This is a genomic window from Microbulbifer sp. (assembly GCF_051659245.1).
Classification (GTDB): domain Bacteria; phylum Pseudomonadota; class Gammaproteobacteria; order Pseudomonadales; family Cellvibrionaceae; genus Microbulbifer.
In genome coordinates this window covers 16584-36865 of record NZ_JBOFOC010000026.1, presented here as the reverse complement: position 1 = coordinate 36865, position 20282 = coordinate 16584, and the positions used below count along the sequence as shown (strand labels likewise).

The 20282-nt window shown below is 61.8% G+C and carries 23 protein-coding genes; 13 read left to right on the top strand and 10 right to left on the bottom strand.

Translation table 11 applies throughout. The features are described from left to right. Positions 1-106 precede the first annotated feature (106 nt). Both ACRC0P_RS03185 and ACRC0P_RS03180 read right to left on the bottom strand, forming a co-directional pair. On the bottom strand, positions 107-2227 hold the full coding sequence (locus ACRC0P_RS03185) for a TonB-dependent receptor (RefSeq protein WP_438628340.1): 2121 nt from the start codon (positions 2225-2227) through the stop codon (positions 107-109). A gap of 74 nt (positions 2228-2301) precedes the next feature. After that, positions 2302-2571, bottom strand: coding sequence for a hypothetical protein (locus ACRC0P_RS03180; RefSeq protein WP_438628339.1), 270 nt, complete (start codon positions 2569-2571; stop codon positions 2302-2304). A gap of 136 nt (positions 2572-2707) precedes the next feature. Here ACRC0P_RS03180 and hisB point away from each other — a divergent pair, with 136 nt between their 5' ends. From hisB to hisF, 4 genes are all read left to right on the top strand, one after another. Then, complete coding sequence (gene hisB / locus ACRC0P_RS03175; RefSeq protein ID WP_438628338.1) at positions 2708-3295, top strand: imidazoleglycerol-phosphate dehydratase HisB; 588 nt, start codon at positions 2708-2710, stop codon at positions 3293-3295. A 90-nt stretch (positions 3296-3385) separates the two neighbouring features. After that, positions 3386-4030, top strand: a complete 645-nt coding sequence (gene hisH, locus ACRC0P_RS03170) for an imidazole glycerol phosphate synthase subunit HisH (RefSeq protein ID WP_438628337.1) — start codon at positions 3386-3388, stop codon at positions 4028-4030. A 127-nt stretch (positions 4031-4157) separates the two neighbouring features. Continuing rightward, entirely contained in the window at positions 4158-4889 is a 732-nt protein-coding gene (hisA, locus tag ACRC0P_RS03165) for a 1-(5-phosphoribosyl)-5-[(5-phosphoribosylamino)methylideneamino]imidazole-4-carboxamide isomerase (RefSeq protein WP_438628336.1), read from the top strand. A 1-nt stretch (position 4890) separates the two neighbouring features. Further along, positions 4891-5652 carry an imidazole glycerol phosphate synthase subunit HisF gene (hisF, locus tag ACRC0P_RS03160; RefSeq protein WP_438628335.1) on the top strand — a complete coding sequence of 254 codons (762 nt, stop codon included), beginning with the start codon at positions 4891-4893 and terminating at the stop codon, positions 5650-5652. 224 nt (positions 5653-5876) lie between these two features. On the opposite strand, the gene ACRC0P_RS03155 is transcribed toward hisF, so the two are convergent. The 4 genes from ACRC0P_RS03155 to gpmI all read right to left on the bottom strand — a co-directional run bounded on the left by ACRC0P_RS03155 (position 5877) and on the right by gpmI (position 10324). Then, positions 5877-6113 carry a hypothetical protein gene (locus ACRC0P_RS03155; protein WP_438628334.1) on the bottom strand — a complete coding sequence of 79 codons (237 nt, stop codon included), beginning with the start codon at positions 6111-6113 and terminating at the stop codon, positions 5877-5879. 40 nt (positions 6114-6153) lie between these two features. Then, positions 6154-7503 carry a S41 family peptidase gene (locus tag ACRC0P_RS03150; RefSeq protein ID WP_438628333.1) on the bottom strand — a complete coding sequence of 450 codons (1350 nt, stop codon included), beginning with the start codon at positions 7501-7503 and terminating at the stop codon, positions 6154-6156. 143 nt (positions 7504-7646) lie between these two features. Further along, positions 7647-8768, bottom strand: coding sequence for a murein hydrolase activator EnvC family protein (locus tag ACRC0P_RS03145; RefSeq protein ID WP_438628332.1), 1122 nt, complete (start codon positions 8766-8768; stop codon positions 7647-7649). Next, a complete protein-coding gene (gene gpmI / locus ACRC0P_RS03140; protein ID WP_438628331.1) occupies positions 8765-10324 on the bottom strand; it encodes a 2,3-bisphosphoglycerate-independent phosphoglycerate mutase in 1560 nt (519 codons plus the stop codon). Before gpmI ends, ACRC0P_RS03145 begins: the two co-directional genes overlap by 4 nt. Before the next feature lie 198 nt (positions 10325-10522). On the opposite strand from gpmI, the gene ACRC0P_RS03135 reads away from it, so the two are divergent. The 6 genes from ACRC0P_RS03135 (at position 10523) to smrA (ending at position 13913) form a co-directional block, all read left to right on the top strand. Further along, a complete protein-coding gene (locus tag ACRC0P_RS03135) occupies positions 10523-10933 on the top strand; it encodes a rhodanese-like domain-containing protein (protein WP_438628330.1) in 411 nt (136 codons plus the stop codon). A 31-nt stretch (positions 10934-10964) separates the two neighbouring features. Next, entirely contained in the window at positions 10965-11219 is a 255-nt protein-coding gene (grxC, locus tag ACRC0P_RS03130) for a glutaredoxin 3 (protein WP_438628329.1), read from the top strand. 111 nt (positions 11220-11330) lie between these two features. Then, positions 11331-11828 (top strand): protein-export chaperone SecB, encoded by a 498-nt coding sequence (gene secB / locus ACRC0P_RS03125; RefSeq protein WP_438628328.1) that lies wholly within the window; start codon positions 11331-11333, stop codon positions 11826-11828. 161 nt (positions 11829-11989) lie between these two features. After that, positions 11990-12439 (top strand): acyl-CoA thioesterase, encoded by a 450-nt coding sequence (locus ACRC0P_RS03120; RefSeq protein WP_438628327.1) that lies wholly within the window; start codon positions 11990-11992, stop codon positions 12437-12439. Continuing rightward, the gene (locus tag ACRC0P_RS03115; RefSeq protein ID WP_438628326.1) at positions 12432-13298 is read left to right on the top strand and encodes an SDR family oxidoreductase; all 867 of its coding nucleotides are present in this window, start codon (positions 12432-12434) and stop codon (positions 13296-13298) included. Before ACRC0P_RS03120 ends, ACRC0P_RS03115 begins: the two co-directional genes overlap by 8 nt. A 21-nt stretch (positions 13299-13319) precedes the next feature. After that, positions 13320-13913: a DNA endonuclease SmrA gene (gene smrA, locus ACRC0P_RS03110; protein WP_438628325.1), complete on the top strand. Its 594-nt coding sequence runs from the start codon at positions 13320-13322 to the stop codon at positions 13911-13913. Positions 13914-14358: 445 nt separating this feature from the next. On the opposite strand, the gene ACRC0P_RS03105 is transcribed toward smrA, so the two are convergent. Both ACRC0P_RS03105 and ACRC0P_RS03100 read right to left on the bottom strand, forming a co-directional pair. Next, positions 14359-14850 carry an META domain-containing protein gene (locus ACRC0P_RS03105; RefSeq protein WP_438628324.1) on the bottom strand — a complete coding sequence of 164 codons (492 nt, stop codon included), beginning with the start codon at positions 14848-14850 and terminating at the stop codon, positions 14359-14361. A gap of 64 nt (positions 14851-14914) precedes the next feature. Next, positions 14915-15388 (bottom strand): META domain-containing protein, encoded by a 474-nt coding sequence (locus ACRC0P_RS03100; protein ID WP_438628323.1) that lies wholly within the window; start codon positions 15386-15388, stop codon positions 14915-14917. A gap of 117 nt (positions 15389-15505) precedes the next feature. Here ACRC0P_RS03100 and pyk point away from each other — a divergent pair, with 117 nt between their 5' ends. Further along, the gene (gene pyk, locus ACRC0P_RS03095; RefSeq protein ID WP_438628322.1) at positions 15506-16942 is read left to right on the top strand and encodes a pyruvate kinase; all 1437 of its coding nucleotides are present in this window, start codon (positions 15506-15508) and stop codon (positions 16940-16942) included. Positions 16943-17040: 98 nt separating this feature from the next. Here the strand turns inward: pyk and ACRC0P_RS03090 are convergent, their stop codons facing one another. After that, on the bottom strand, positions 17041-17874 hold the full coding sequence (locus tag ACRC0P_RS03090) for a hypothetical protein (RefSeq protein ID WP_438628321.1): 834 nt from the start codon (positions 17872-17874) through the stop codon (positions 17041-17043). Between the two features lie 124 nt (positions 17875-17998). Here ACRC0P_RS03090 and ACRC0P_RS03085 point away from each other — a divergent pair, with 124 nt between their 5' ends. Beyond that, positions 17999-18142, top strand: a complete 144-nt coding sequence (locus tag ACRC0P_RS03085; RefSeq protein ID WP_438628320.1) for a hypothetical protein — start codon at positions 17999-18001, stop codon at positions 18140-18142. A gap of 143 nt (positions 18143-18285) precedes the next feature. Here the strand turns inward: ACRC0P_RS03085 and ACRC0P_RS03080 are convergent, their stop codons facing one another. After that, positions 18286-18843 (bottom strand): hypothetical protein, encoded by a 558-nt coding sequence (locus ACRC0P_RS03080; protein ID WP_438628319.1) that lies wholly within the window; start codon positions 18841-18843, stop codon positions 18286-18288. Positions 18844-19218: 375 nt separating this feature from the next. Here ACRC0P_RS03080 and ACRC0P_RS03075 point away from each other — a divergent pair, with 375 nt between their 5' ends. Then, positions 19219-20208, top strand: coding sequence for a transposase (locus ACRC0P_RS03075; RefSeq protein WP_438628318.1), 990 nt, complete (start codon positions 19219-19221; stop codon positions 20206-20208). Positions 20209-20282 lie beyond the last annotated feature (74 nt).

The window sequence follows — 20282 nt, the reverse complement described above, 5'->3', positions numbered from 1 at the left end:
CCGCGATCGATGGCAGTTTAATCCCAGATCGATCGCGGCCATGGGCCGCTTCTCCTACAAAACAGTGTTGATCGGGGGCATGGCCCCCAATTGAAGCAGTTGCGGGCTAGAAAATAAACCTCACGCCGGCTTCAACGCTCCGGCCCATCTCCGGGGCGTAGTCCCGCAGCAGGGAGGTGGAGTTGCGGATCTCCTCGTCCAGCAGGTTGCGGCCGCTGACAAAGAGCACTGCGTCGGTGTCGCCCAGCGCGAGATTGTAGCGGGCGGTGAGGTCCATGCGCGTGTAGCTGTCGGTGGGCTCCTCGAAGGCGCCGGGCCTGTCCTGCTCGTCGGCCCGGGTGGTGCGCCATTCCCAGCTCCACTGATTGTAGTCGCCGCCCAGGGCCAGGCCGACGCGCAGCGGCGGCATGCGCGGCACGTCGCGGCTCTCTCCATCGATGCTGTCGTCGAAGCGGGCGCGCACCGCGTCGCCGAACAGGGTCAGGTGAAGGAACTGGTGCAGCGGGACCTTCACCGAGGCCTCGGCGCCGTAGAAGGTGGCGTCGCGGTTGACGTAGGTGTAGATGGGGAATTCGCTCAACACGTCGTCGGCATCGAAGTTGGCGGCGTAGATATAGTCGCCCACCCGGTTGTAGAAGATGCTCGCCTCGATGCGCACGGCGTGCCAGCCGCTGGCCTCCTGGTTGTGGTGGTGGTAGCCCAGTTCCAGGTTGGCGGAGTTCTCCTTGTCCAGATCGGCGTTGCCGATCAGATAGCGGGCCTCGGCCACGTGGGCGCCGTCGGCGAACAGCTCTTCGGCCACCGGCGCGCGCTCGGCGCTGGTCAGGCCCAGGCTGAGGTGTTGGTGTTCGGCGAGGAAGTACTGCAGCGCGGCGCTGGCGCCGACCAGATTGTAGTCCTCGCTCGAGCCGTTTTGCGGGTCCACGCTGACCCGCTCCAGGCGGCCGCCCAGGTCCAGGTGCCAGTCGCCCCAGGCGCGCTCTTTCATTACAAAGGCGCCGGTGCTCCGGGTGTTGGAGGGCTGTACGAAAGCTTCCTCGCCGATTGCCGCGAAGTCCTTGTCGGACAGCTGCAGGCCGTAGGCGCCCCGCCACTCGCCGCCGCCGTCGTGGGTCACTTCTATGCGGCTCTCCCAGGCCTCGTTGGTAAAGCGGGTGCCCGGCTCGCCCCCTTCCAGTTCCACGTGCTCGTAGTCGTTGTAGCCCAGGCGGAACAGCAGCTTGTCCCAGTACTCGCCGCCGAAGCGGTGTTCGCCCTTGAGGTCGTAGCGGGTCTGCTTCTGGTCGATGCGCACGATTTCCGGTTCTTCGCCGTGCTCCTCGTGTTCCTCGTGTTCTTCGTGTCCTTCTTCTTCCCCCTCTTCCTCGTGGTGGGCGTGGGCGCCCAGGGGAATGCCGTAGTTGTTCTCCAGGCGGTTGATGGAGAAGCCCAGGTAGCCGCTGTCGGTGATCCAGGAGGCGCCGCCGCTGTAGCTGTGGGCGCGGGCGTTGCTATTGGCCACGAAGCCGTCGGTGTTGAACTCCTCCTCTTCGTGATGTTCCTCGCCCTCCTCCTCTTCGTGGTGCTCCTCTTCTTCGTGATGGTGGATGGCGAGGCCGGGGATTTCGGTGTTGTCGCTGTCGCGGTAGACGCCGTCCAGATACCAGGCCACCTGACCGGCGCCGCCGGACAGGCGGAAGACGCCGGCGTCCTGGCTGTTGCCGGTGTTGTGGCGCATTTCCAGGGCGCCCTCCAGTTCTTCGGGCACTTTCGTGGGGATGCGCCCGTCAATCACGTTCACCACCCCGCCGATGGCGCCGCTGCCGTAGCGCAGTGCCGCGGGGCCGCGCAGGATTTCGATGCGCTCGGCCAGCAGCGACTCCACTGTGGCGGCGTGGTCGGAGCTGGTGTTGGAGGCGTCGCCCACGTCCAGATTGTCATTCAGTACCTTGACCCGGTTGGCGCTCTGGCCGCGGATCACCGGCAGGCCCACGCCGCTGCCGAAGGAGGCGTTGGCCACGCCCAGTTCGTTCTGCAGCGTCTGCCCCAGGGTGGCGGAAGCGGCGCTGCGCAGTTCGTCGCCGGACAGCACCGACACCGGCGCGGCCACTGCGTCCGCGGGCTTGTCCAGCGGGGAGACGGTGACATTGATCTCTTCCAGGGTTTCGTCGGCGCCTGTTGTTGCGTAAGTAGCGGGCACGGTCAGGGCGCCGGCAATCGCCAGGGCCAGTTTGCTGGTCTTGTTCATCGATTTTTATACCTGTCACACAGGGCGGCGGGCGAAAGCCGCCACCGGAATTCGGAAACTATTGGTGTTGTGGTTTAGAGGTGTGACAGGGAGACTGGCGGTGCGCGGGCGCTCTGGCGTTCCGGCTGGCAGTCGCGGGGAGCCGGTGCGCCCGGATTGGTGTAGAGCACCGCCGGCGCCGGTTGCGAGAACTGCAGATCACTGCCGTGGGCAGCGGGCATATGGTTGAAGCACAGGTCGCACAGCTCCACCTGGCCGTCGTTCAGGTGGATGTGCTCCGCCCACAACGGCTGCGCTGCGAGCAGTGCGAGCAGCAGCAGAAGACTGGCCCAGAAGCGGGGCATTTGGTGGCGGTACTTAACCATGGCGCCAATAATAGGGAGTCGGCCGGGCAAATCAAGTTACAGTTGACACTACCCGGCCACAGGCGCGGGCTTTCGTCCTATAATCGCGCCCTTCCGCCGCAAATAGAGAAAAACCATGCGCAGTGCCAGCGTCAGCCGCGACACTCTGGAGACCCAAATCAAAGTCAGCGTCAATCTGGATGGGGACGGCCGCGGCCGTTTCGATACCGGCGTGCCTTTCCTGGAGCATATGCTGGACCAGATTGCCCGCCACGGCATGATCGACCTGGATATCACCTGCAAGGGGGATGTGCATATCGACGACCACCACACGGTGGAGGATATCGGCATCACCCTGGGCAAAGCGATTACCGAAGCGCTGGGGGACAAGAAGGGCATCACCCGCTACGGCCACAGCTATGTACCGCTGGACGAGGCCCTCTCGCGGGTGGTGGTGGATTTTTCCGGCCGCCCGGGGCTGGTGATGAACGTGCCCTTTACCCAGAAGCGCATCGGCCAGTTCGATACCGAACTCTTCTACGAATTCTTCCAGGGCTTCGTCAACCACGCCCTGGTTACCCTGCATATCGACTGCCTGCGCGGCCACAATGCCCACCACCAGGTGGAGACGGTGTTCAAGGCCTTCGGCCGCGCCCTGCGCATGGCGCTGACCCCGGACCCGCGCATGGCCGGCACCACGCCCTCAACCAAGGGAGTGCTGTAAATGGCGGCTTTGCTCCCCTCTCCCGGCCTCCGGGCCACCCTCTCCCGCAAGCGGGAGAGGGGAAGTTTAGGCGGACCCAGGAGGTAAACTGTGCAGAAAATCGCAGTGCTCGACTACGGCATGGGCAACCTGCACTCGGTGGCCAGTGCGCTGCAAAAGGTGGCGCCGGGCGAGGAGGTGGTGCTGGCCACAGAGCCGCATCAGGCCGAGGGGGCCGACCGACTGCTGGTACCGGGGGTGGGGGCGATCCGCGACTGCATGGAGGGCTTCGTCCGCCCCGGCTTCGCGCCGCTGCTGCACAGCGCGGTCGAATCCGGCCTGCCGGTGCTGGGCATCTGCGTGGGCATGCAGATCATGATGCGCCGCAGTGAGGAGAACAACGGCGTGGACTGCCTGGATATTTTTCCGCAGCCGGTGAAATTTTTCGGCAGGGACCTGCGCGAGAACAATGAGCGTTTGAAAGTGCCGCATATGGGCTGGAACCGTGTGGAGCAAAAGCGCGAGCACCCCCTCTGGCACAATATCGAAAACGGCAGCCGTTTCTATTTCGTGCACAGCTACTATGTGCCCGGCGGGGGCAACGAGGATATCGCCGGGCAGACTGAGTACGGTGTTTCGATCGCCGCCGCGGTGGCCCGGGAAAATATTTTCGCCACCCAGTTTCACCCGGAGAAAAGTGCCGATGCCGGCCTGCAGCTGCTGAAAAATTTTGTCGCCTGGAACGGCAAAGTTTGAGTATTACCTTGTAGGAGCGGCGGGGCGGCCATCCGCCCATGGCCGCGATCGGCGGTGCTTCGCAGCGCAGTGCGATCGCGGGCATGGCCCGCTCCTACGGAATTCTATCTACCGCTGAAGACTGAATATGATCGTAATCCCCGCAATTGATTTAAAAGACGGCCAGTGCGTCCGCCTGCGCCAGGGTGAGATGGACGACGCCACGGTATTTTCCGACGATCCCCTGGCCACCGCCCAGCACTGGGTCGACGAGGGCGCGCGGCGCCTGCACCTGGTGGACCTGAACGGCGCCTTCGCCGGCAATCCGGTCAACGGCGAGGCGATCACCGCCATCGCGAAACAGTTTCCCCAACTGCCGGTGCAGATCGGCGGCGGTATCCGCGATCTGGATACCGTTGAAAAATATCTGGATGCGGGTGTCACCTGGGCGATTATCGGCACCGCCGCGGTAAAGAATCCGCAGCTGGTAAAAGAGGCCTGCCGGGAATTCGAGGGGCATATTATCGTCGGCCTGGATGCCAAAGACGGCCTGGTGGCCACTGAGGGCTGGGCCGAGGTATCGGACGTTCAGGCCACCGAACTGGCCAAACGCTTTGCCGACTGCGGTGTGAGCGCCATCGTGTACACGGACATTGCCCGCGACGGCATGATGCAGGGAGTGAATATCCCGGCCACCCTGGAAATGGCCCGCGCGGTGCAGATCCCCATCATCGCCTCCGGCGGCGTCAGCAGTATCGAGGATATCCGGAAATTATTGGAGGCCGGGGAAATCTATGGAGCGATTTCCGGCCGCGCCATCTACGAAGACAAGCTGGACCTGCGCGCCGCGCAGCAGCTCTGCGACGACTGGGAAAAATAAAATGGGCCTCGCCAAACGCATCATCCCCTGCCTGGATGTGGACGCCGGCCGGGTGGTGAAAGGAGTCAACTTCGTCGATATCCGAGATGCCGGCGACCCGGTGGAAATCGCCCGCCGCTACAACGAGGCGGGTGCGGACGAGATCACCTTCCTGGATATCACCGCCACCCACGAGGAGCGGGACACCACCCTGCACACGGTGGAAAAAATGGCCTCGGAAGTGTTTATTCCGCTGACCGTCGGCGGCGGCGTGCGCGCGCTGGAGGATATTCGCAACCTGCTCAACGCCGGCGCGGACAAGACCGCGGTCAACTCCGCCGCGGTGAAAAATCCCGAATTCGTGCGCGAGGCCGCCGAGCGCTTCGGCAGCCAGTGCATCGTCGTCGCCATCGATGCCAAGCAGGTGGGGGAGGGTCGATGGGAGATTTTTACCCACGGAGGCCGCAAACCCACCGGCATCGATGCGGTACAGTGGGCGAAACAAATGGCCGACCTGGGCGCCGGGGAAATCCTGCTCACCAGCATGGACCGCGACGGTACCAAGAACGGCTTCGACCTGGCCCTGACCCGCGCGGTGGCGGATGCGGTGCCGGTGCCGGTGATCGCCTCCGGCGGCGTGGGCAATCTGCAGCATCTGGTGGACGGCGTGTTGCAAGGCGGCGCCGACGCGGTACTGGCGGCGAGTATTTTTCACTTCGGCGAATACACCATTGCCGAGGCCAAGGAGTTTATGCAGCAGGCCGGTATCGAGATGCGTCTGTAGGGGCGGTGCGCTGGCGCACCCTACGAATACAAAAGTGGTCTGACTCGAATGACGCTGACTTAAGCGCAAATGGCCTTATTTGTAGGGTGGATAAGCGAAGCGCATCCACCAGTTGCAAGGACTGGGGCGGCGGATGCGCTTCGCTTATCCGCCCTACGGGAGCCGGAAACCGCTTAAGTCAGTGCCATTCTGGTCTGACTCAACCGTATTGACCCCCTGGAGTGTCAGCGGGTCTGGTCGTTGCGCCGGGGTTTGGCGCGCAGGTTGCCAAACGGCCGCACCACATTGTTCTTGAGATGAAAGAGCTGCCGGACGGCGCCCCTGGCTTCGTCGCAGCAGCGGTAGGGGCCGAAGCTGGAGCCGCCGCGGACCTGGAAGTACCAGTCGTTTTCCAGTTTGTAGTAGCGCTCGGCGCGCGGAGGGATGGTTTTGCCTTTCTCGCCGGTGCGGTACTGCTGCATGGCTGGTTCCGAGGTGCTGCTGTTCAGGGCGGTTTGTGAATTAATCCGCGCGGGCGAAGCGCGCGCGGGTCTCCCTGTCTCTCTGGGCGTAGAGATTCAGGCCCTTCAACACATTAAGCGCTTCAAAAATCTGGTTGTCGCGGTCGAGCCAGTCCTCGCGGCTCTCTTTTTCCCGCTTGCGGTCCTCGGAATTGCGCTCCTCGCCGCCATTGCCGTTGCCCAGGTGGCCGGCCAGGTCCGCCTCGGTGGTGCGCGAGCTGGGTTTGACGCGGGTGACTTTGACCCGCTCCACCACGATATCCGGGGTGATGCCCTGGGCCTGAATGGAGCGGCCCTTGGGGGTGAAGTAGAGCGCGGTGGTCAGTTTGATGGCGCGCTCGTTGTTGATGGGGATCACCGTCTGCACCGAGCCCTTGCCGAAGCTGTCGGTGCCCATCACCACCGCGCGGCGGTGGTCCTGCAGGGCGCCGGCGACGATCTCCGCGGCGGAGGCGGAGCCCTCGTTGATCAGCACCACCAGCGGCGCGCCGTCGGTGAGGTCGCCGGGTTCGGCGGAGTACTTCAGGTTGGCGGATTCGTTGCGGCCCTCGGTGTAGACCACCAGGCCTTCGTCCAGGAAGGCGTCCGCCACTTCCACTGAAGACTGCAGCACGCCGCCGGGGTTGTTGCGCAGGTCGATCACCAGGCCCATAAGTTCGCCTTTCCTCTGCAGCTTCTGGATTTCCCGCGCCACGTCGCCGCCGGTATCCAGTTGGAACTGGCTGATGCGCAGGTAGCCGTAGCCCTCGTCCAGCAGTTCGCTGCGCACACTGCGTACGCGCACGGTGTCCCGCTTGATGGTGACCTGGAAGGGTTCCTTGTAGCCCTTGCGCGCGATAGTCATGGTCACACTGCTGCCCTTGGGCCCGCGCATGCGCTCCACCGCTTCATCCAGGCTGACGCCCTTCATGGATTTGCCGGACAGGCGCAGGATCACGTCGCCGGCCTTGAGCCCGGCGCGGGAGGCGGGGGTGTCGTCCATGGGGGTGACCACGGTGATGTGCTCGCCCTCGATGCCCACTTCGATTCCCAGGCCGGCGAATTCGCCGGTGGTGTTGGCCTGCAGGTCGTCGAAGGATTCCCGGTCCAGGTAGGAGGAGTGGGGGTCCAGCCCCTGCAGCATGCCCTTGATGGCGTACTCCAGCAGGGTGCTGTCGTCGACCTCCTCGATATAGCCCTGGCGGATCTGTTCGAACACTTTGGCGAAGTTGCGCAGATCTTCCAGCGGCAGGCGCGTCTCGGCATCGGGGACGGTGATCGCCGGAGATTCCCCTTCGCTGAGACCCATCAACGGCAGTGCGGTTAGGGCGGCTGCGCCGATGAAAGTGGTCAGCGCTTTGGGAGTGAACATACTGTGGAAACCTCTGCCTTATAGCTTCGCTTCTTTGCAAAAGTGTAGACCGCGGCGGCTGGCAGAGTTTTCAAGTTGGCGGGCATTTTCACCATGTGAAAAGCGGACTGCCTTTCCGGCGCCTGTTTGTCAGGGGCGGGTATTCAGGAGCGGCACCATACCGTGGGGTCCTGCGGCCTGCCCCGGTGGCGGATCTCGAAGTAGAGGCCGCTCTGGCTGAGGCCGCCGCTGTCGCCGACCCGGGCGATGGTATCGCCGCGCTCCACCCATTCCCCAATGCTGCGGGTGAGCGACTGGTTGTGGCCGTAGAGGCTCATATAGCCGTCGCCGTGATCGAGGATCAGCAACATGCCCTGGCCGCGCAGATAGTCGGAGAATACCACCCGGCCGCGGTGGATGGCGCGCACCGGTTCGCCCTCGGGGGCGCGGATGGTGATTCCGGTCCAGGTGATGCCGTTGGCGCGGCGCTGGCCGTAGGCGTTGGCGCGGCGGCCCTTCGCCGGCCACTGCATGCGCCCGCGGTGTTTGGCGAAAGGCTGCTGGTCCTGCGGGCTCACCAGCGAGGCGATGGCGCGGCCCACTTCGTCCACCAGCCTCTGCAGGCGCGAGCGATCGCCCTTCAGCTGCTGCAGTTCGCCGCTCTTGTCGGCGAGGCGCGCGGCCAGTTTGTCCAGGGTGGACTGGCGCGCGCGGCGCGCGACCTGCAACTGGTTCTCCCGCGCCTGCAACTGGCGGCGCTCGGCGTCCAGGGTGTCGCGCTCGCGGCGGATGTTGCCGCTGATGGTTTCCAGGCCGGCGAGGGTGTCGAGGTAGTCGTCGATAACGCGGCTGCGTTCTTGAAGGAAGTATTCGTGGTAGCGGAGCTGGCGGGCGATGTGTTGCGGGTCTTGTTGGTTGAGGAGCAGCTTGATCTGCTCCTGTCTTCCCAGTCGGTAAGCGGCGGCGATCTCCTGCTCGACCCGCCGCTGCATACTTCGCCGCGATTCCTCCAGTTGCTGCTGCTCCTGCTTTAGCTCCCGCAGCTTGTCGGTGCGGCTGCGCATATCGTTTTTTATCTGGTCGACACGCCTGTGCAGCTCGGAGATATCCTTTTCATTCTCCTCCAGGTCCTTGAGCAGCTGGTCGCGCTGGCTCCGCACCTGGTTGAGTTCCTGTTGCAGCGATTCGATGCGCTGCTTGATTTCCCGCAGGCGCGCCTGCTGGTCCTCCTCCGCCCAGGCGGGCAGGATCAGCAACGCGGCGAGAACAGCGGTCAATATTTTCATTGCTCGAATTGCACCAGGCTTTCGCCGGTCATTTCCTCCGGTTGCGGCAGGCCCATCAGCTCCAGCATGGTGGGGGCCACGTCCGCCAGGCTGCCGCCGTCGCGCAGGTGGAGTTTGCGCTCGCCGACGTAGACGAAGGGCACCGGCAGGGTGGAGTGCTGGGTGCTCACCTGGCCGGATTCGGGATCGTACATCTCTTCCACATTGCCGTGGTCCGCGGTGATCAGCACTTCGCCGCCGGCGGACAGCGCGGCGTCCACCACGCGGCTGACGCAGGCGTCCAGGGCTTCCACCGCCTTTACCGCCGCCTCGAACACCCCGGTGTGCCCGACCATATCGCCGTTGGCATAGTTGCAGATAATGGTGTCGAAGTCGCCGCTGCCGATGGCCTTCACCAGCTTGTCGGTTACCTCCGGCGCGTTCATCTCCGGCTGCAGGTCGTAGGTGGCCACGTTCGGGGATTTGATCAGCTCGCGGGTCTCGCCGGAATAGGGGTCTTCGCGGCCGCCGCTGAAGAAGAAGGTGACGTGGGCGTACTTTTCGGTCTCGGCGATGCGCAGTTGGGTCTTGCCCAGTCCGGCGAGGTATTCGCCGAGGGAGTTGGTCATCTCCTCCGGCGGGAAGGCACAGCTGGCCTGGATATCGGCGGCGTATTCGGTGGTCATCACGAAGTCCGCCAGCTTGGGCGCAGCCTCGCGCTCGAAGCCGTCGAAGTCCTTTTCGGTAAAGGCGCGGGTCAACTGGCGCGCGCGGTCCGGGCGAAAGTTCATATAGATGACCGCGTCGCCGTCGGCGATCGGCGCCGGTTCGCCCACCAGGGTGGGGGCCACGAACTCGTCGTTCTCGCCGCGCTCATAGGCGGCGTTCAGGCCCGCCAGGGCATCGTCGACCCGGTGCCCGGCCTTGCCCTGGGTGATCAGATCGTACACGGCGCGGGTCCTGTCCCAGCGCTGGTCCCGGTCCATGGCGTAGTAGCGGCCGGCGAGGCTGGCGATGCGCGCGGTGCCCAGGGAGTCGCATACCTGTTGCAGGCGCGCCAGTGAGGATTCGGCGCTGCGCGGGGGGGTATCGCGGCCGTCCAGGAAGGCGTGCAGGTAGATCTTCTGCGCGCCGCGCTGGGCGGCCAGGGTGGCCATGGCGATGATATGGTCCTCGTGGCTGTGCACTCCACCTTCGGACAGCAGGCCCATGATATGCACCGCGCCGTTGTTGGCCACGGCCCTGTCCACCGCGCGGGTGTAGGCGGGGTTGCGGAAGAAGTCGCCGTCCTCGATCGCCTTGTTGATGCGGGTGAAGTTCTGGTACACCACGCGGCCGGCGCCCAGGGTCATATGCCCCACTTCCGAGTTGCCCATCTGCCCCTCCGGCAGACCCACGGCCATGCCGGAGGTCTGGATCAGGGTCTTCGGGCGGTTGGCCCAGAGGTCGTCCCACACCGGCGTTTTGGCCGCGTGGATGGCGTTGTGCTCGGGATTGTCGCTGTGGCCGAAGCCGTCCAGGATCAGCAGGATCAGGGGACGCGGGGAGGTATGGTGCGGGGACTGCGCAGATGCCATAGCGAAAATTCCTATACCGATGTGAGTTGAACCTGAATGGCTGGAGCCAGCGGCGGATTTTAACCTGTCTGCGCCCTCCAGGTCAGGTGTCGCGACGGTGGATGGCGAAATCGCTGGTTAAGATTTCGCCACAATCGTGTATACTCCCGGCCCTGCCGACTGGGCGATAACAAACAGAGCTAATCTTTCGGGGGAGCGGTGGATTTTTTCGTTTTTATGAGCGAGCAGTGGCTGCTGGTCAGTCTTCTGGTGGTTTTGCTCTACGCCTTTGCGCTCAGCGAGCGCCATAAAGCCGGCACACCCGCCTCGGTGCACGAGGTGACGCGGCTGATCAACAGCGACGGGGCGCGGGTACTGGATATCCGCGACAAAAGCGAATACAGCGCCGGGCACATCGTCGATGCCCTGAATATCCCCCACGGCCAGGTGGCGGAGCGGATTGCGGAGCTGGCCAAGGTCAAAGACAAGCCGCTGATCGTGGTGGACAAGATGGGCCAGCACGCCGGCGCCGTGGGCCGGTTGCTCAAGCGCGAGGGGTTTCAGGTGCGGCGGCTGCAGGGGGGGATGGTCGAGTGGTCCAACCAGAACCTGCCGCTGGTGAAGGGTTGATAGGGTTGCCACAAGTTGTAACGGTGCAGTCATGGCCCAGGTAGTAATTTATACCACCCGCTTCTGTCCCTACTGCATCCGCGCCAAGTACCTGCTGGACAGCAAGGGCGTCGAATACCGCGAGATATCGGTGGACGGCGATCCCGAACTGCGCGCGCAGATGGCCGCCAGGGCGGGCAGTCGCACAGTGCCGCAGATCTGGATCGGCGAGCACCACGTGGGCGGCTGCGACCAACTGGTGGCGCTGGAGCGGAGCGGCCAGCTCGACAAGCTGTTGGCCGCCTGACTGGGGCTCAGACCTTGAAAAAGTGTTCACGGGCCCCATTTGAAGGACTTTACAGGGAGTCTTTCTCACGGAAGGCATAAATCAACTCAATATTAATGCACAGGCAGTAACATGGCTGAAGAACAGAATGGCGCGGCGGCAAACGCGGAGGCTCCAAAAGTACAGTTCGCGATGCAGCGCATCTATCTCAAGGACCTCTCCTTCGAGACCCCCATGGGCGCGGAGATATTCAAGAAGCAGTGGAAGCCCCAGGTCAACCAGGAGCTGAACACCAAGACCGACAAGATCGACGAGGATCTGTACGAAGTCGCCCTGACCCTGACCATCACCGTCAGCCTGGAAGACGAGACCGCCTTCCTGGTGGAAGTGAAGCAGGCCGGCCTGTTCGCCATCAAGGGCCTGGAGGGCCAGCAGCTGGCCCAGGCGCTGAACACCGCCTGCCCGCAGATTCTCTTCCCCTACGCCCGCGAAGTGGTGGACAACGTGGTGACCAAGGGCTCCTTCCCGGCCCTGATGCTGCCGCCGATCAACTTCGACGCCCTCTTTGCCGCGGCCCTTAACCAGGCGCAGCAGCAGGCGGAAGGTAAGACAGAGGGAGCCGAAGCCTGAGCTTCCGGTCCCTTGAATTGAAAAGGCCCCAATCGGGGCCTTTTGCGTTTTTGGGCCCGGTTGGTGAAGTTGGTCCTACACACGATCCTGCCACCCCCAACCTTGCCCCGCGTCGGGCAATCACCTAGTCTCCGGCCAATCGAGCAGTGAGAAGTTTGCCAATGCAGTGGGACCTGCCGCGACCCTTTATCTGGAAAGTCATCGTAGAGCCCGAACACGTGGACGGCCTGCACCACGCCAACAACGCCGAGTATGTGCGCTGGTGCGAGCGCGCCGGCTGGGCCCACAGCGCGGCGCTGGGGCTGGACGTCTCCGGTTACCAGGAGCTCGACCGCGGCATGGCCATCCGCCACGCGGAGTACGACTATATACTGGCGGCGAGAGAGGGCGACGAACTGTTGTTCGGCACCTGGCTCACCAAAGTCGACGGGCGCCTGAACATGACCCGCGGCTTCCAGGTATTCCGCGCCGGTGACCGGGCGCTGATACTGCGTGCCCAATGGCAAATGGTGTGTATCGAGCTGTCCAGCGGCAGACCCAGGCGGATGCCGGAAGTCTTCAAGGAAATCTACAGCCCGGCAGTCATTGCCCCGGAGGCCGATCGTGAGTGAAGAATTTGTCACCCTGACCGAAAACACCGGCGCCCTCAAAGGCAGGACAGTATTTATCACCGGTGCCAGTCGCGGTATCGGCCGCGCCATCGCGCTCAAGTGCGCCGCCGACGGCGCCAACATTGTGATTGCCGCCAAGTCCGCCGAGCCGCATCCCAAGTTGCCCGGCACCATCCACTCGGTGGCGGCCGAGGTGGAAGCGGCCGGTGGTACGGCGCTGCCGCTGCAGGTGGATGTGCGCGAGGAAAAGCAGGTGGCGGACGCCATGGCGCGGGCCGCGGAAACGTTCGGCGGTATCGACGCGGTGGTGAACAACGCCGGTGCCATCAGTCTCACCAGTGTGGAATCCACCCCGCCCAAGCGCTACGACCTGATGCAGAGCGTCAACAGCCGCGCCGTCTATCTCACCGCACACCTGGCGGCGCCCTATCTCAAACAGTCCGCCAATGGGCATATTCTCAGCCTCTCGCCCCCCCTCAACCTGAAGCCCGAATGGCTGGGACCTTGTGCGCCCTATGCGCTGTCAAAGTTCGGCATGACCATCCTGAGCATGGGGTTGGCGGAGGAGCTGCGCGAGGACGGGGTCAGCGTCGCCACCCTGTGGCCGCGCACCCTGGTGGCCACCGCGGCGATCGAGTTCGCGGTGGGCAGCCGCGAGATGTTCGAACAGAGCCGCAAACCGGCAATTATGGCGGACGCCGCCTATGAAATCCTGCTCACGGAAAACGGGGCGCTCACCGGCTGCCAGCTGATCGACGAGGAGCTGCTGGGCGAGCGCGGCGTGAGCGACTTTACCAACTACGCCCACAACCCGGCCAAAGCCGGCGAACTGGCCGTGGACCTGTTTCTCGATCCATAGCGAAACGCGGGGGGAAATGAAGTGACCAGCGATAGCGATCTGTTTCAGGACGCCCTGGGCGAACTGGGGGACGTGCGCCCACTGGCGCGTGAGCGCCGCGAAAAGAGAGTGGCGCTGAAAAAAGACAGCGCGGCGGAGTTGAATCGACACATGCGCCGCGAGGCGGCCACCCGCGAAACCACCGCGGAACTAAACCCTCTCGCCGGCGAGTTTGCGGAGCCGGTGGACCCCTGGGATCCGCTGGAATTCAAGCGCGACGGCGTCCAGAACGGCGTCTATCGCAATCTGCGACTGGGCAAATACCGGGTGGATGCGCGGCTCGACCTGCACCGGCACACGGTGGAAATGGCGCGCCGGGCGGTGTTCGAATTTGTGCGCGATTGCATGGAGGCGGATGTGCGCTGCGCGCTGATTACCCACGGCAAGGGAGAGGGCCGCGCGCAGCCGGCGCTGCTGAAGAGCTGTGTTAACTGCTGGCTGCCGCAGCTGCACGAGGTGCTCGCCTTCCACAGTGCGCAGAAGCAGCACGGCGGCCTGGGGGCCACCTATATTTTGCTGCGCAAGAGCGAGCGCAAAAGGCAGGATAACCTGGAAAAACACCAGCGCCGCAAGTAGGAGCGGCCCATGGCCGCGATCGATTTATATACTCGGCACAGGTAACTACTCACCCCTGTGACACTAAGCCGAGGCCTGGGCGGCCCTGCTACCGGCAGCCGTTCGTTCAACAGCCTCGTCGGTCTGTTTATCAGCCGCAGGCGCTTCTCTCGAACGGCTTCCGGTATCAGGGCCTTCTCGTCGAGTTCCGGTATTCTTTTCCCGGGCCCCGGTCCCGGGTCCCGAGTTCGGCACAGACTGATCGCGGCCAGCGGCCGCTCCTACAGAGGATGCGAAAAAAACCGGTGCCCGAACTGCCACTGTCATCTTTTTGTCACGCCGCAGCGGTAGGATGCAATCACAACGAAACGCTTGTCTCGTCTCATAGAGGTTGAGGCTTTCGTTGTTGTTCTCTCAATCTTCTTGATTGTCATTGCTATGGCGGCCAAGTGGCCGCCCTTTTTTATTATTCGACGCTTCCCGCGCGCCGGAACTCCAGCCGGGTTTTGTCGCTGTCGCTGCGCAGGATCAGTGAATCCCCTTCCACCTGTGCGCTGTCGGTTCGCGGCAGGGCCTTGAGATAATCCTTTTCCAGTTCGCTGCTCTCGCGGATATCGCTCATGCGGGAAATGGTCGGCGGTTGCGACCAGGAGAGTTCGCCGCCGTCGGAGAGGGAAAAGCGGCCGAGATAGGGATTGGAGCCGGCGCTGCCGCGCACATAGCCCAGTTTGTCGCAGGTGAAGTAGGGGCGTTCCCGCCAGAATTTCCGCCACAGCAGGTGCCGGCGGTGTTCGCGCCCGTCCACCGAGAGGCTCTCCAGCAGCCACTGGTGCTCGCAGATGGAGCCTTCTTCCGCCGCCGCCTCCGCCAGTTCTGCCTCACTTAATTGCCCGCACCCGCCCAGGATGAGCAGTGCGACAGCGGCGAGGGGAATCAGTGGTCTGCGGGCTGGTAGCATGGTGCGGGTCTCGTTGTTTTTGTGACATTTAACACCAAAAACAATCCGCCGTCTGTGGAGGCGTTCAGGGTCCCACCTTGATATATTCGATATAGATGTCGCCGGGGGGGTCGCGCAGTATCAGGCGCTCGCCGCCGGACTTGGTGAGCGCCCGGCGGGTGCCGGCCAGGGCGCGAAGATAGGCGTTTTCCCGCCGCATCAGCGGCTCCGGGCCGGCTTTCTTGGTGGAGGCGAAACTGGCGGGGTCCCACAACAGCAGGCCGGTGTCGGTCACCTGGAGGACGCCGCGGTAGGTATTGATGCCGCTCTTGCCCACCACATTGCCGTCCCGGTTGCACAGGAAGGTAAAGCGCTCGTTGTCCTCGATGGCGATGGCCTCGCCGTTGATCCGCAGTCGCTTCAGTTCCCATTTGTTGCCGCAAACGGAGTCGGGACCGCCGGCGGATTGGGTAATCTCGGGACCGGTGGTGCCCATACCGGCACAGCCGACCGCAACCACAATCACCCCCGCCAGCCACAACTGTACAGCCCTGCTCATCTGCGTCTCGCTCCCTGACTACTCTCAAAAAGCCTAGCTGCTCACCCATACGCGGAGAGGGGATTGGCGACAAGCTATTCTTAATTCACTGACCACTAAACACCGGCCACTGCATCCATGCTGAGACGCACTAAAATTGTCGCCACCCTGGGCCCAGCCACCGACAAGGCGGGCATCCTCGCCCGGCTGATCGAATCCGGCGTGGATATGGTGCGCCTGAACTTTTCCCACGGCATTGCCGCCGACCATCGCCGCCGCGCCGAGCAGGTGCGCGCCGAGGCGGGCCGGCAGGGCCGCCATGTGGCGATAATGGGGGATTTGCAGGGGCCCAAGATCCGCGTGGGCAAGTTCAGCGAGGGTCGCGCGCAACTGGAGGAGGGCAGCGACTTCACCCTGGACCCGGACTGGCCCCCCGACGGCGGGAACTCCCGGGGAGTGTCGGTGGACTATGGGAAACTGGCGGACGACTGCACCCGGGGGGATATCCTGCTGCTGGACGACGGCCGCCTGCGCCTCAAAGTGCGGGAGATCAAGGGCCGCATACTGCACACCCGCGTGGTGGTGGGCGGCTGGCTGTCCAACAACAAGGGCATCAACAAGATGGGCGGCGGCCTCACCGCACCGGCGCTGACCGCCAAGGACCGCAGGGATATCGAGACCGCCGCGGAATTGAAACTCGACTACCTGGCGGTGTCCTTCCCCCGCGATGCCGCCGATGTGGAAAAGGCGCGCAAACTGCTGCGCGACGCCGGCGGAGAGGCGCACATCGTCGCCAAGATCGAGCGCGCGGAAGCGGTGGCGGACGAGGAGCACCTGGACCAGTTGATCCTGGCCAGCGACGTAATCATGGTGGCCCGGGGCGACCTGGCGGTGGAAATCGGCGATGCGGAGCTGATGGGGGTGCAGAAGCATCTGATCAAGCGCTCGCGCCACCTCAACCGGGTGGTGATCACCGCCACCCAGATGATGGAGTCGATGATTTCCAGCCCGGTGCCCACCCGCGCCGAAGTGTGCGACGTGGCCAACGCGGTACTGGACGGCAGCGATGCGGTGATGCTGTCGGCGGAAACCGCTGCCGGTGACTACCCGGTGGAGACCGTCAAGCACATGGGGGAGGTGATCATCGGTGCGGAAAAACACCGCACCCGGCGGCGCCCGCCGCGGGTGATGCAGGAAAACTACCCCGCTGGCGACGCCTGTATCGCCATGGCCGCGATGACCATCGCCAACCACTGCCGGGATATCAGGGCGATCATCTGCCAGACCGAGACCGGCAACACCGCGCGGCTGATGTCGCGGGTGCGCTCGGATATCCCCATCTACGCCTTCTGCCGGCATCTCTCCGCCTGCAACCGGGTGGCGCTCTACCGCGGCGTGGACTCGGTGCACATGGAAATGGAGGGACTGGACGGCGCGGAGCGCGACCAGCTGGCAATCGCAGACCTGAAGCGGCACAAACTGCTGAAGCCCGGCGACTTCGTGCTGGTGTCCCGCGGTTATCATCAGGATATCGGCGGTAGTACCGATACATTGCGCATTGTCGAAGTGGAATAACGGTCGGGTTCGTCGTGCGGGTTTCAGAACCACAGATTTCGCTGAGGGCCCACTATTTTGAGACGGCTAATAAGTATACGGTCCCCGGAATTCGCGCTCTATTGAAGGTTTTCGTTCAGTAGCCTTCGGACCTCCTCCAGCTTCTTAAGAGCATTCGGGGAGGGGCCCAGTTCCACAGCTTTTTCCCAATACTTCAGAGACTCCTGATAGCGCTTTTGCTCTTTCAGGAATTGGGCATAGTTGCCATGGTAGGTAGAGCTCTCGGGGTTATTTTTAATATTTTCCTTCAGCAGCCTTTCCTGCTCAGCAAGGTCCTTACTGAATCTCGCCACCTTCTGACGGTGGATATTGACAAGGTTTTGCTGATGATCGAAGGCAACCCGCTGCTCTGCCTCGTCAAAATACCCCGAGGCCCTACCCGCATCACGCATTTTCTCGGCAATGATACCCCTGAAGTACCAGGGGTAAAAACTGTCCGGATCCAGTTCATGAGCTCTGCCGAGTGCCATCCAGGCTTTCTTATATTCCTCCTGAAGGATCAAAATCCTTGCGTAGTGCGCATGAGACTGGCTGAGGTTCGGCGAGATGGACTTTGCCTTCTCGGCCAGTTCAAGGGCTCTCTCGGCGGTCCCCGGGGCGAAAGTTTTCTCTGTATACCAGTCTCCGATTTTATAACCGGAGACCAGCGTCGTCAGGGACGCGCAGAGATAGAACCAGGGGTCTTCGTTTCCTTCAAGGCCTGCCGCGTTAAACTCTGCAATCACACCTTGACGTACAGAATTGTCGAATACGTTCGCTTCAAGGCGGAAGTAAGCCTCTTCGAAACGTGCATTTCCATGGCTTAGCGGCGGTAAAAGCAACCCCGCCAAAATCGCCAAATGGAAAACTTTGACGAGGTCATTTAAGAACCGAAAATTCAATACTATCTTCATAGTTGCTCCGCTATCATTTCAAGCACCTCAGTAACGAATAAAGCCCAAGAGCTAAGAAGAACATTATTTTCCCACAAAAGGCTACAGGATTTTTACTGGCTAAAATTGTACGACTCACACGCCTATGAAAATCAATCGCTTCATCCACAATATTTGTAAATACAAACAGCAGGTTCATGGCGTTGAAGCTGGTGGTGCGCTGCAATGGGTCGGTGATGCTGGCCAGGAAGCCGGGCGGCCTTTGTCATTGAGCACTGAAATCAAATGAGTCCGCTCCCCTGATCCATCCCGAGCTATTCGTGCCGGCTACCCGCCTCTCCAGATCTATTCAGTAATCAGGTATACTGTCCCCGGAATTCCGCAGATCTATTCAGTAATCAGGTATACTGTCCCCGGAATTCCGTCCCTAAACTACAGACAACCCCGATATGTATGACCCGACAAATAAGACATACTACTTTCATGGAATGCTTTATGTTCAACCTCCTTATCAAGTATTTTCTTTTCGACAGGAAGTCCAAATCTATATATAACCCTTTCTATGGAACCTTTACTCGCTCCTGGGCCGACGAGATTGAAATTCTCCGAAAACTCAATAACGTCAAACTCATACACAAACAATATATCGGCCAAACCATTACACGTCACATCCACAGCAGTAGCAACTGGGCTGCCATTTTTATAAATCGTCTTTGTTTCCAGCGTCCCATCAAAATTATCATCTAGCTTGCTACTAACTACTTTGTCATCTTTTCCGTAATAGTTTGAAACATCGACTCTACCATCAAAATTTCTATCTACAAATTCATAGTATCCGTCATCAGCATCTTCATAGGAAATATCAGGCACCCCGTCACCATTCAAATCCAACATTGAAGAATCTACAGACCCTCCCACCTCTGTGTCTTTAACACAAGAAAAACTGCCAAAAACACATATAAAACATAATAGAAATCTCAGACCTCTCATATCACTTCTCCACCAAAAAGCCGCCATCTCCGACGGGCCCAGACCAGTCAGCTTCCTCTTTAATACATCTACAACCGTTCTCTGGCTCTCTCAATGGGGACATCTTCGGTCTTGGCATCTCACAAGACTGTGGATTCAGATTATCCCAGGGACAAACACGCTCCACGCACTTCATAGGAAAAATGGGATGCATTCTCCTTTCAGTTTCAGAGATAGCATCATTTAAAAATTTTTTCTTATTGTTGGCGAGATTCTGGACACCCATAACGAGATTCTGGACACCCATAAAACAAAAGGTATCTCGCGCCAGCCCTGTTGCAGCCTGTCCGGATCTGCGCACAATACTGGTTATTCATTCAGTATGAGTAACCACCCATGGGACTCCCACGTAAAGCCCTGATATCCCTTGAGGCCACGCCCTACTACCATTGTGTCTCCCGCTGTGTGCGCCGCGCCTTCCTGTGCGGGCGGGACGAGCGTACCGGGCAATGCTTCGAGCACCGTCGTCAATGGATCGAAGACAAGTTGCTGGAACTGTCCCAGATATTCGCCCTGGACGTCTGCGCCTATGCGGTGATGGGCAACCACTACCATGTGGTACTCCACGTAGACGGGGCGCAGGCTGCCGGCTGGGAGCTGCGCGAAGTCGTGGAGCATTGGCACCAGCTGGGCAAGGGCTCTCCACTCTCCAATCGCTTCGCCCGTAATGAGTCCCTGGATGCCGCTGAACTGGCAAGACTTACCGAATTGGCAGAGGTCTGGCGGATTCGGCTCATGGATATCAGCTGGTTTATGCGATACCTGAATGAGTCCATCGCCCGCGAGGCCAACCGGGAGGACCAGTGTACCGGCCGTTTCTGGGAGGGAAGGTTCAAATCCCAGGCGCTGCTGGACGAGAAAGCGCTTGCGGCCTGTCTGGCCTATGTGGATCTCAACCCCGTCCGCGCCAAAATGGCCGAGACACCCGAGGAATCGGCACATACTTCCATCAAAACACGCATCGAATCCGCGAAAGAAGGCCGACAGCCGGCGATGCTGTTCCCCTTCGCCGGCAATCCCCGGGAACCCATGCCGGAGGGCATCCCCTTCCCGCTGCAGAGCTACCTGGAACTGGTGGACTGGAGCGGGCGCATGCTGCGGGATGGCAAGCGCGGGGTCATCGACGGCAAGCTGCCGCCGATTCTGGAGCGCCTGCAAATCGACCCGCAACACTGGCTCTACCTGACCAAGAACTTCGAGAGCCGCTTCAAATCCCTGGTAGGCGCCGCGCACTCGGTGCGTCGCGTCTGCGAACAGCTCGGCAAGCGTTGGGTGCAGGGGATTCGCGATTGCGAGCGCTACTTCTCGCCGCCTGCCGCCTCCTGATCTTTTGCTTTTCTCTTAAAGAACGCCATCGCAGGCTTGCTGCGAGGGGTTGCCCTATCTCGAAAACGTCGTTT

What these genes read in the sequence shown, in the direction of transcription:
- ACRC0P_RS03185 (WP_438628340.1), bottom strand. Translation starts at nt 2,227, where the DNA reads ATGAACAAGACCAGCAAACTGGCCCTGGCGATTGCCGGCGCCCTGACC.
- ACRC0P_RS03180 (WP_438628339.1), bottom strand. Translation starts at nt 2,571, where the DNA reads ATGCCCCGCTTCTGGGCCAGTCTTCTGCTGCTGCTCGCACTGCTCGCA.
- hisB (WP_438628338.1), top strand. Translation starts at nt 2,708, where the DNA reads ATGCGCAGTGCCAGCGTCAGCCGCGACACTCTGGAGACCCAAATCAAA.
- hisA (WP_438628336.1), top strand. Translation starts at nt 4,158, where the DNA reads ATGATCGTAATCCCCGCAATTGATTTAAAAGACGGCCAGTGCGTCCGC.
- hisF (WP_438628335.1), top strand. Translation starts at nt 4,891, where the DNA reads ATGGGCCTCGCCAAACGCATCATCCCCTGCCTGGATGTGGACGCCGGC.
- ACRC0P_RS03155 (WP_438628334.1), bottom strand. Translation starts at nt 6,113, where the DNA reads ATGCAGCAGTACCGCACCGGCGAGAAAGGCAAAACCATCCCTCCGCGC.
- ACRC0P_RS03150 (WP_438628333.1), bottom strand. Translation starts at nt 7,503, where the DNA reads ATGTTCACTCCCAAAGCGCTGACCACTTTCATCGGCGCAGCCGCCCTA.
- ACRC0P_RS03145 (WP_438628332.1), bottom strand. Translation starts at nt 8,768, where the DNA reads ATGAAAATATTGACCGCTGTTCTCGCCGCGTTGCTGATCCTGCCCGCC.
- gpmI (WP_438628331.1), bottom strand. Translation starts at nt 10,324, where the DNA reads ATGGCATCTGCGCAGTCCCCGCACCATACCTCCCCGCGTCCCCTGATC.
- grxC (WP_438628329.1), top strand. Translation starts at nt 10,965, where the DNA reads ATGGCCCAGGTAGTAATTTATACCACCCGCTTCTGTCCCTACTGCATC.
- secB (WP_438628328.1), top strand. Translation starts at nt 11,331, where the DNA reads ATGGCTGAAGAACAGAATGGCGCGGCGGCAAACGCGGAGGCTCCAAAA.
- ACRC0P_RS03120 (WP_438628327.1), top strand. Translation starts at nt 11,990, where the DNA reads ATGCAGTGGGACCTGCCGCGACCCTTTATCTGGAAAGTCATCGTAGAG.
- ACRC0P_RS03105 (WP_438628324.1), bottom strand. Translation starts at nt 14,850, where the DNA reads ATGCTACCAGCCCGCAGACCACTGATTCCCCTCGCCGCTGTCGCACTG.
- ACRC0P_RS03100 (WP_438628323.1), bottom strand. Translation starts at nt 15,388, where the DNA reads ATGAGCAGGGCTGTACAGTTGTGGCTGGCGGGGGTGATTGTGGTTGCG.
- pyk (WP_438628322.1), top strand. Translation starts at nt 15,506, where the DNA reads ATGCTGAGACGCACTAAAATTGTCGCCACCCTGGGCCCAGCCACCGAC.
- ACRC0P_RS03090 (WP_438628321.1), bottom strand. Translation starts at nt 17,874, where the DNA reads ATGAAGATAGTATTGAATTTTCGGTTCTTAAATGACCTCGTCAAAGTT.
- ACRC0P_RS03085 (WP_438628320.1), top strand. Translation starts at nt 17,999, where the DNA reads ATGAAAATCAATCGCTTCATCCACAATATTTGTAAATACAAACAGCAG.
- ACRC0P_RS03080 (WP_438628319.1), bottom strand. Translation starts at nt 18,843, where the DNA reads ATGAGAGGTCTGAGATTTCTATTATGTTTTATATGTGTTTTTGGCAGT.
- ACRC0P_RS03075 (WP_438628318.1), top strand. Translation starts at nt 19,219, where the DNA reads ATGGGACTCCCACGTAAAGCCCTGATATCCCTTGAGGCCACGCCCTAC.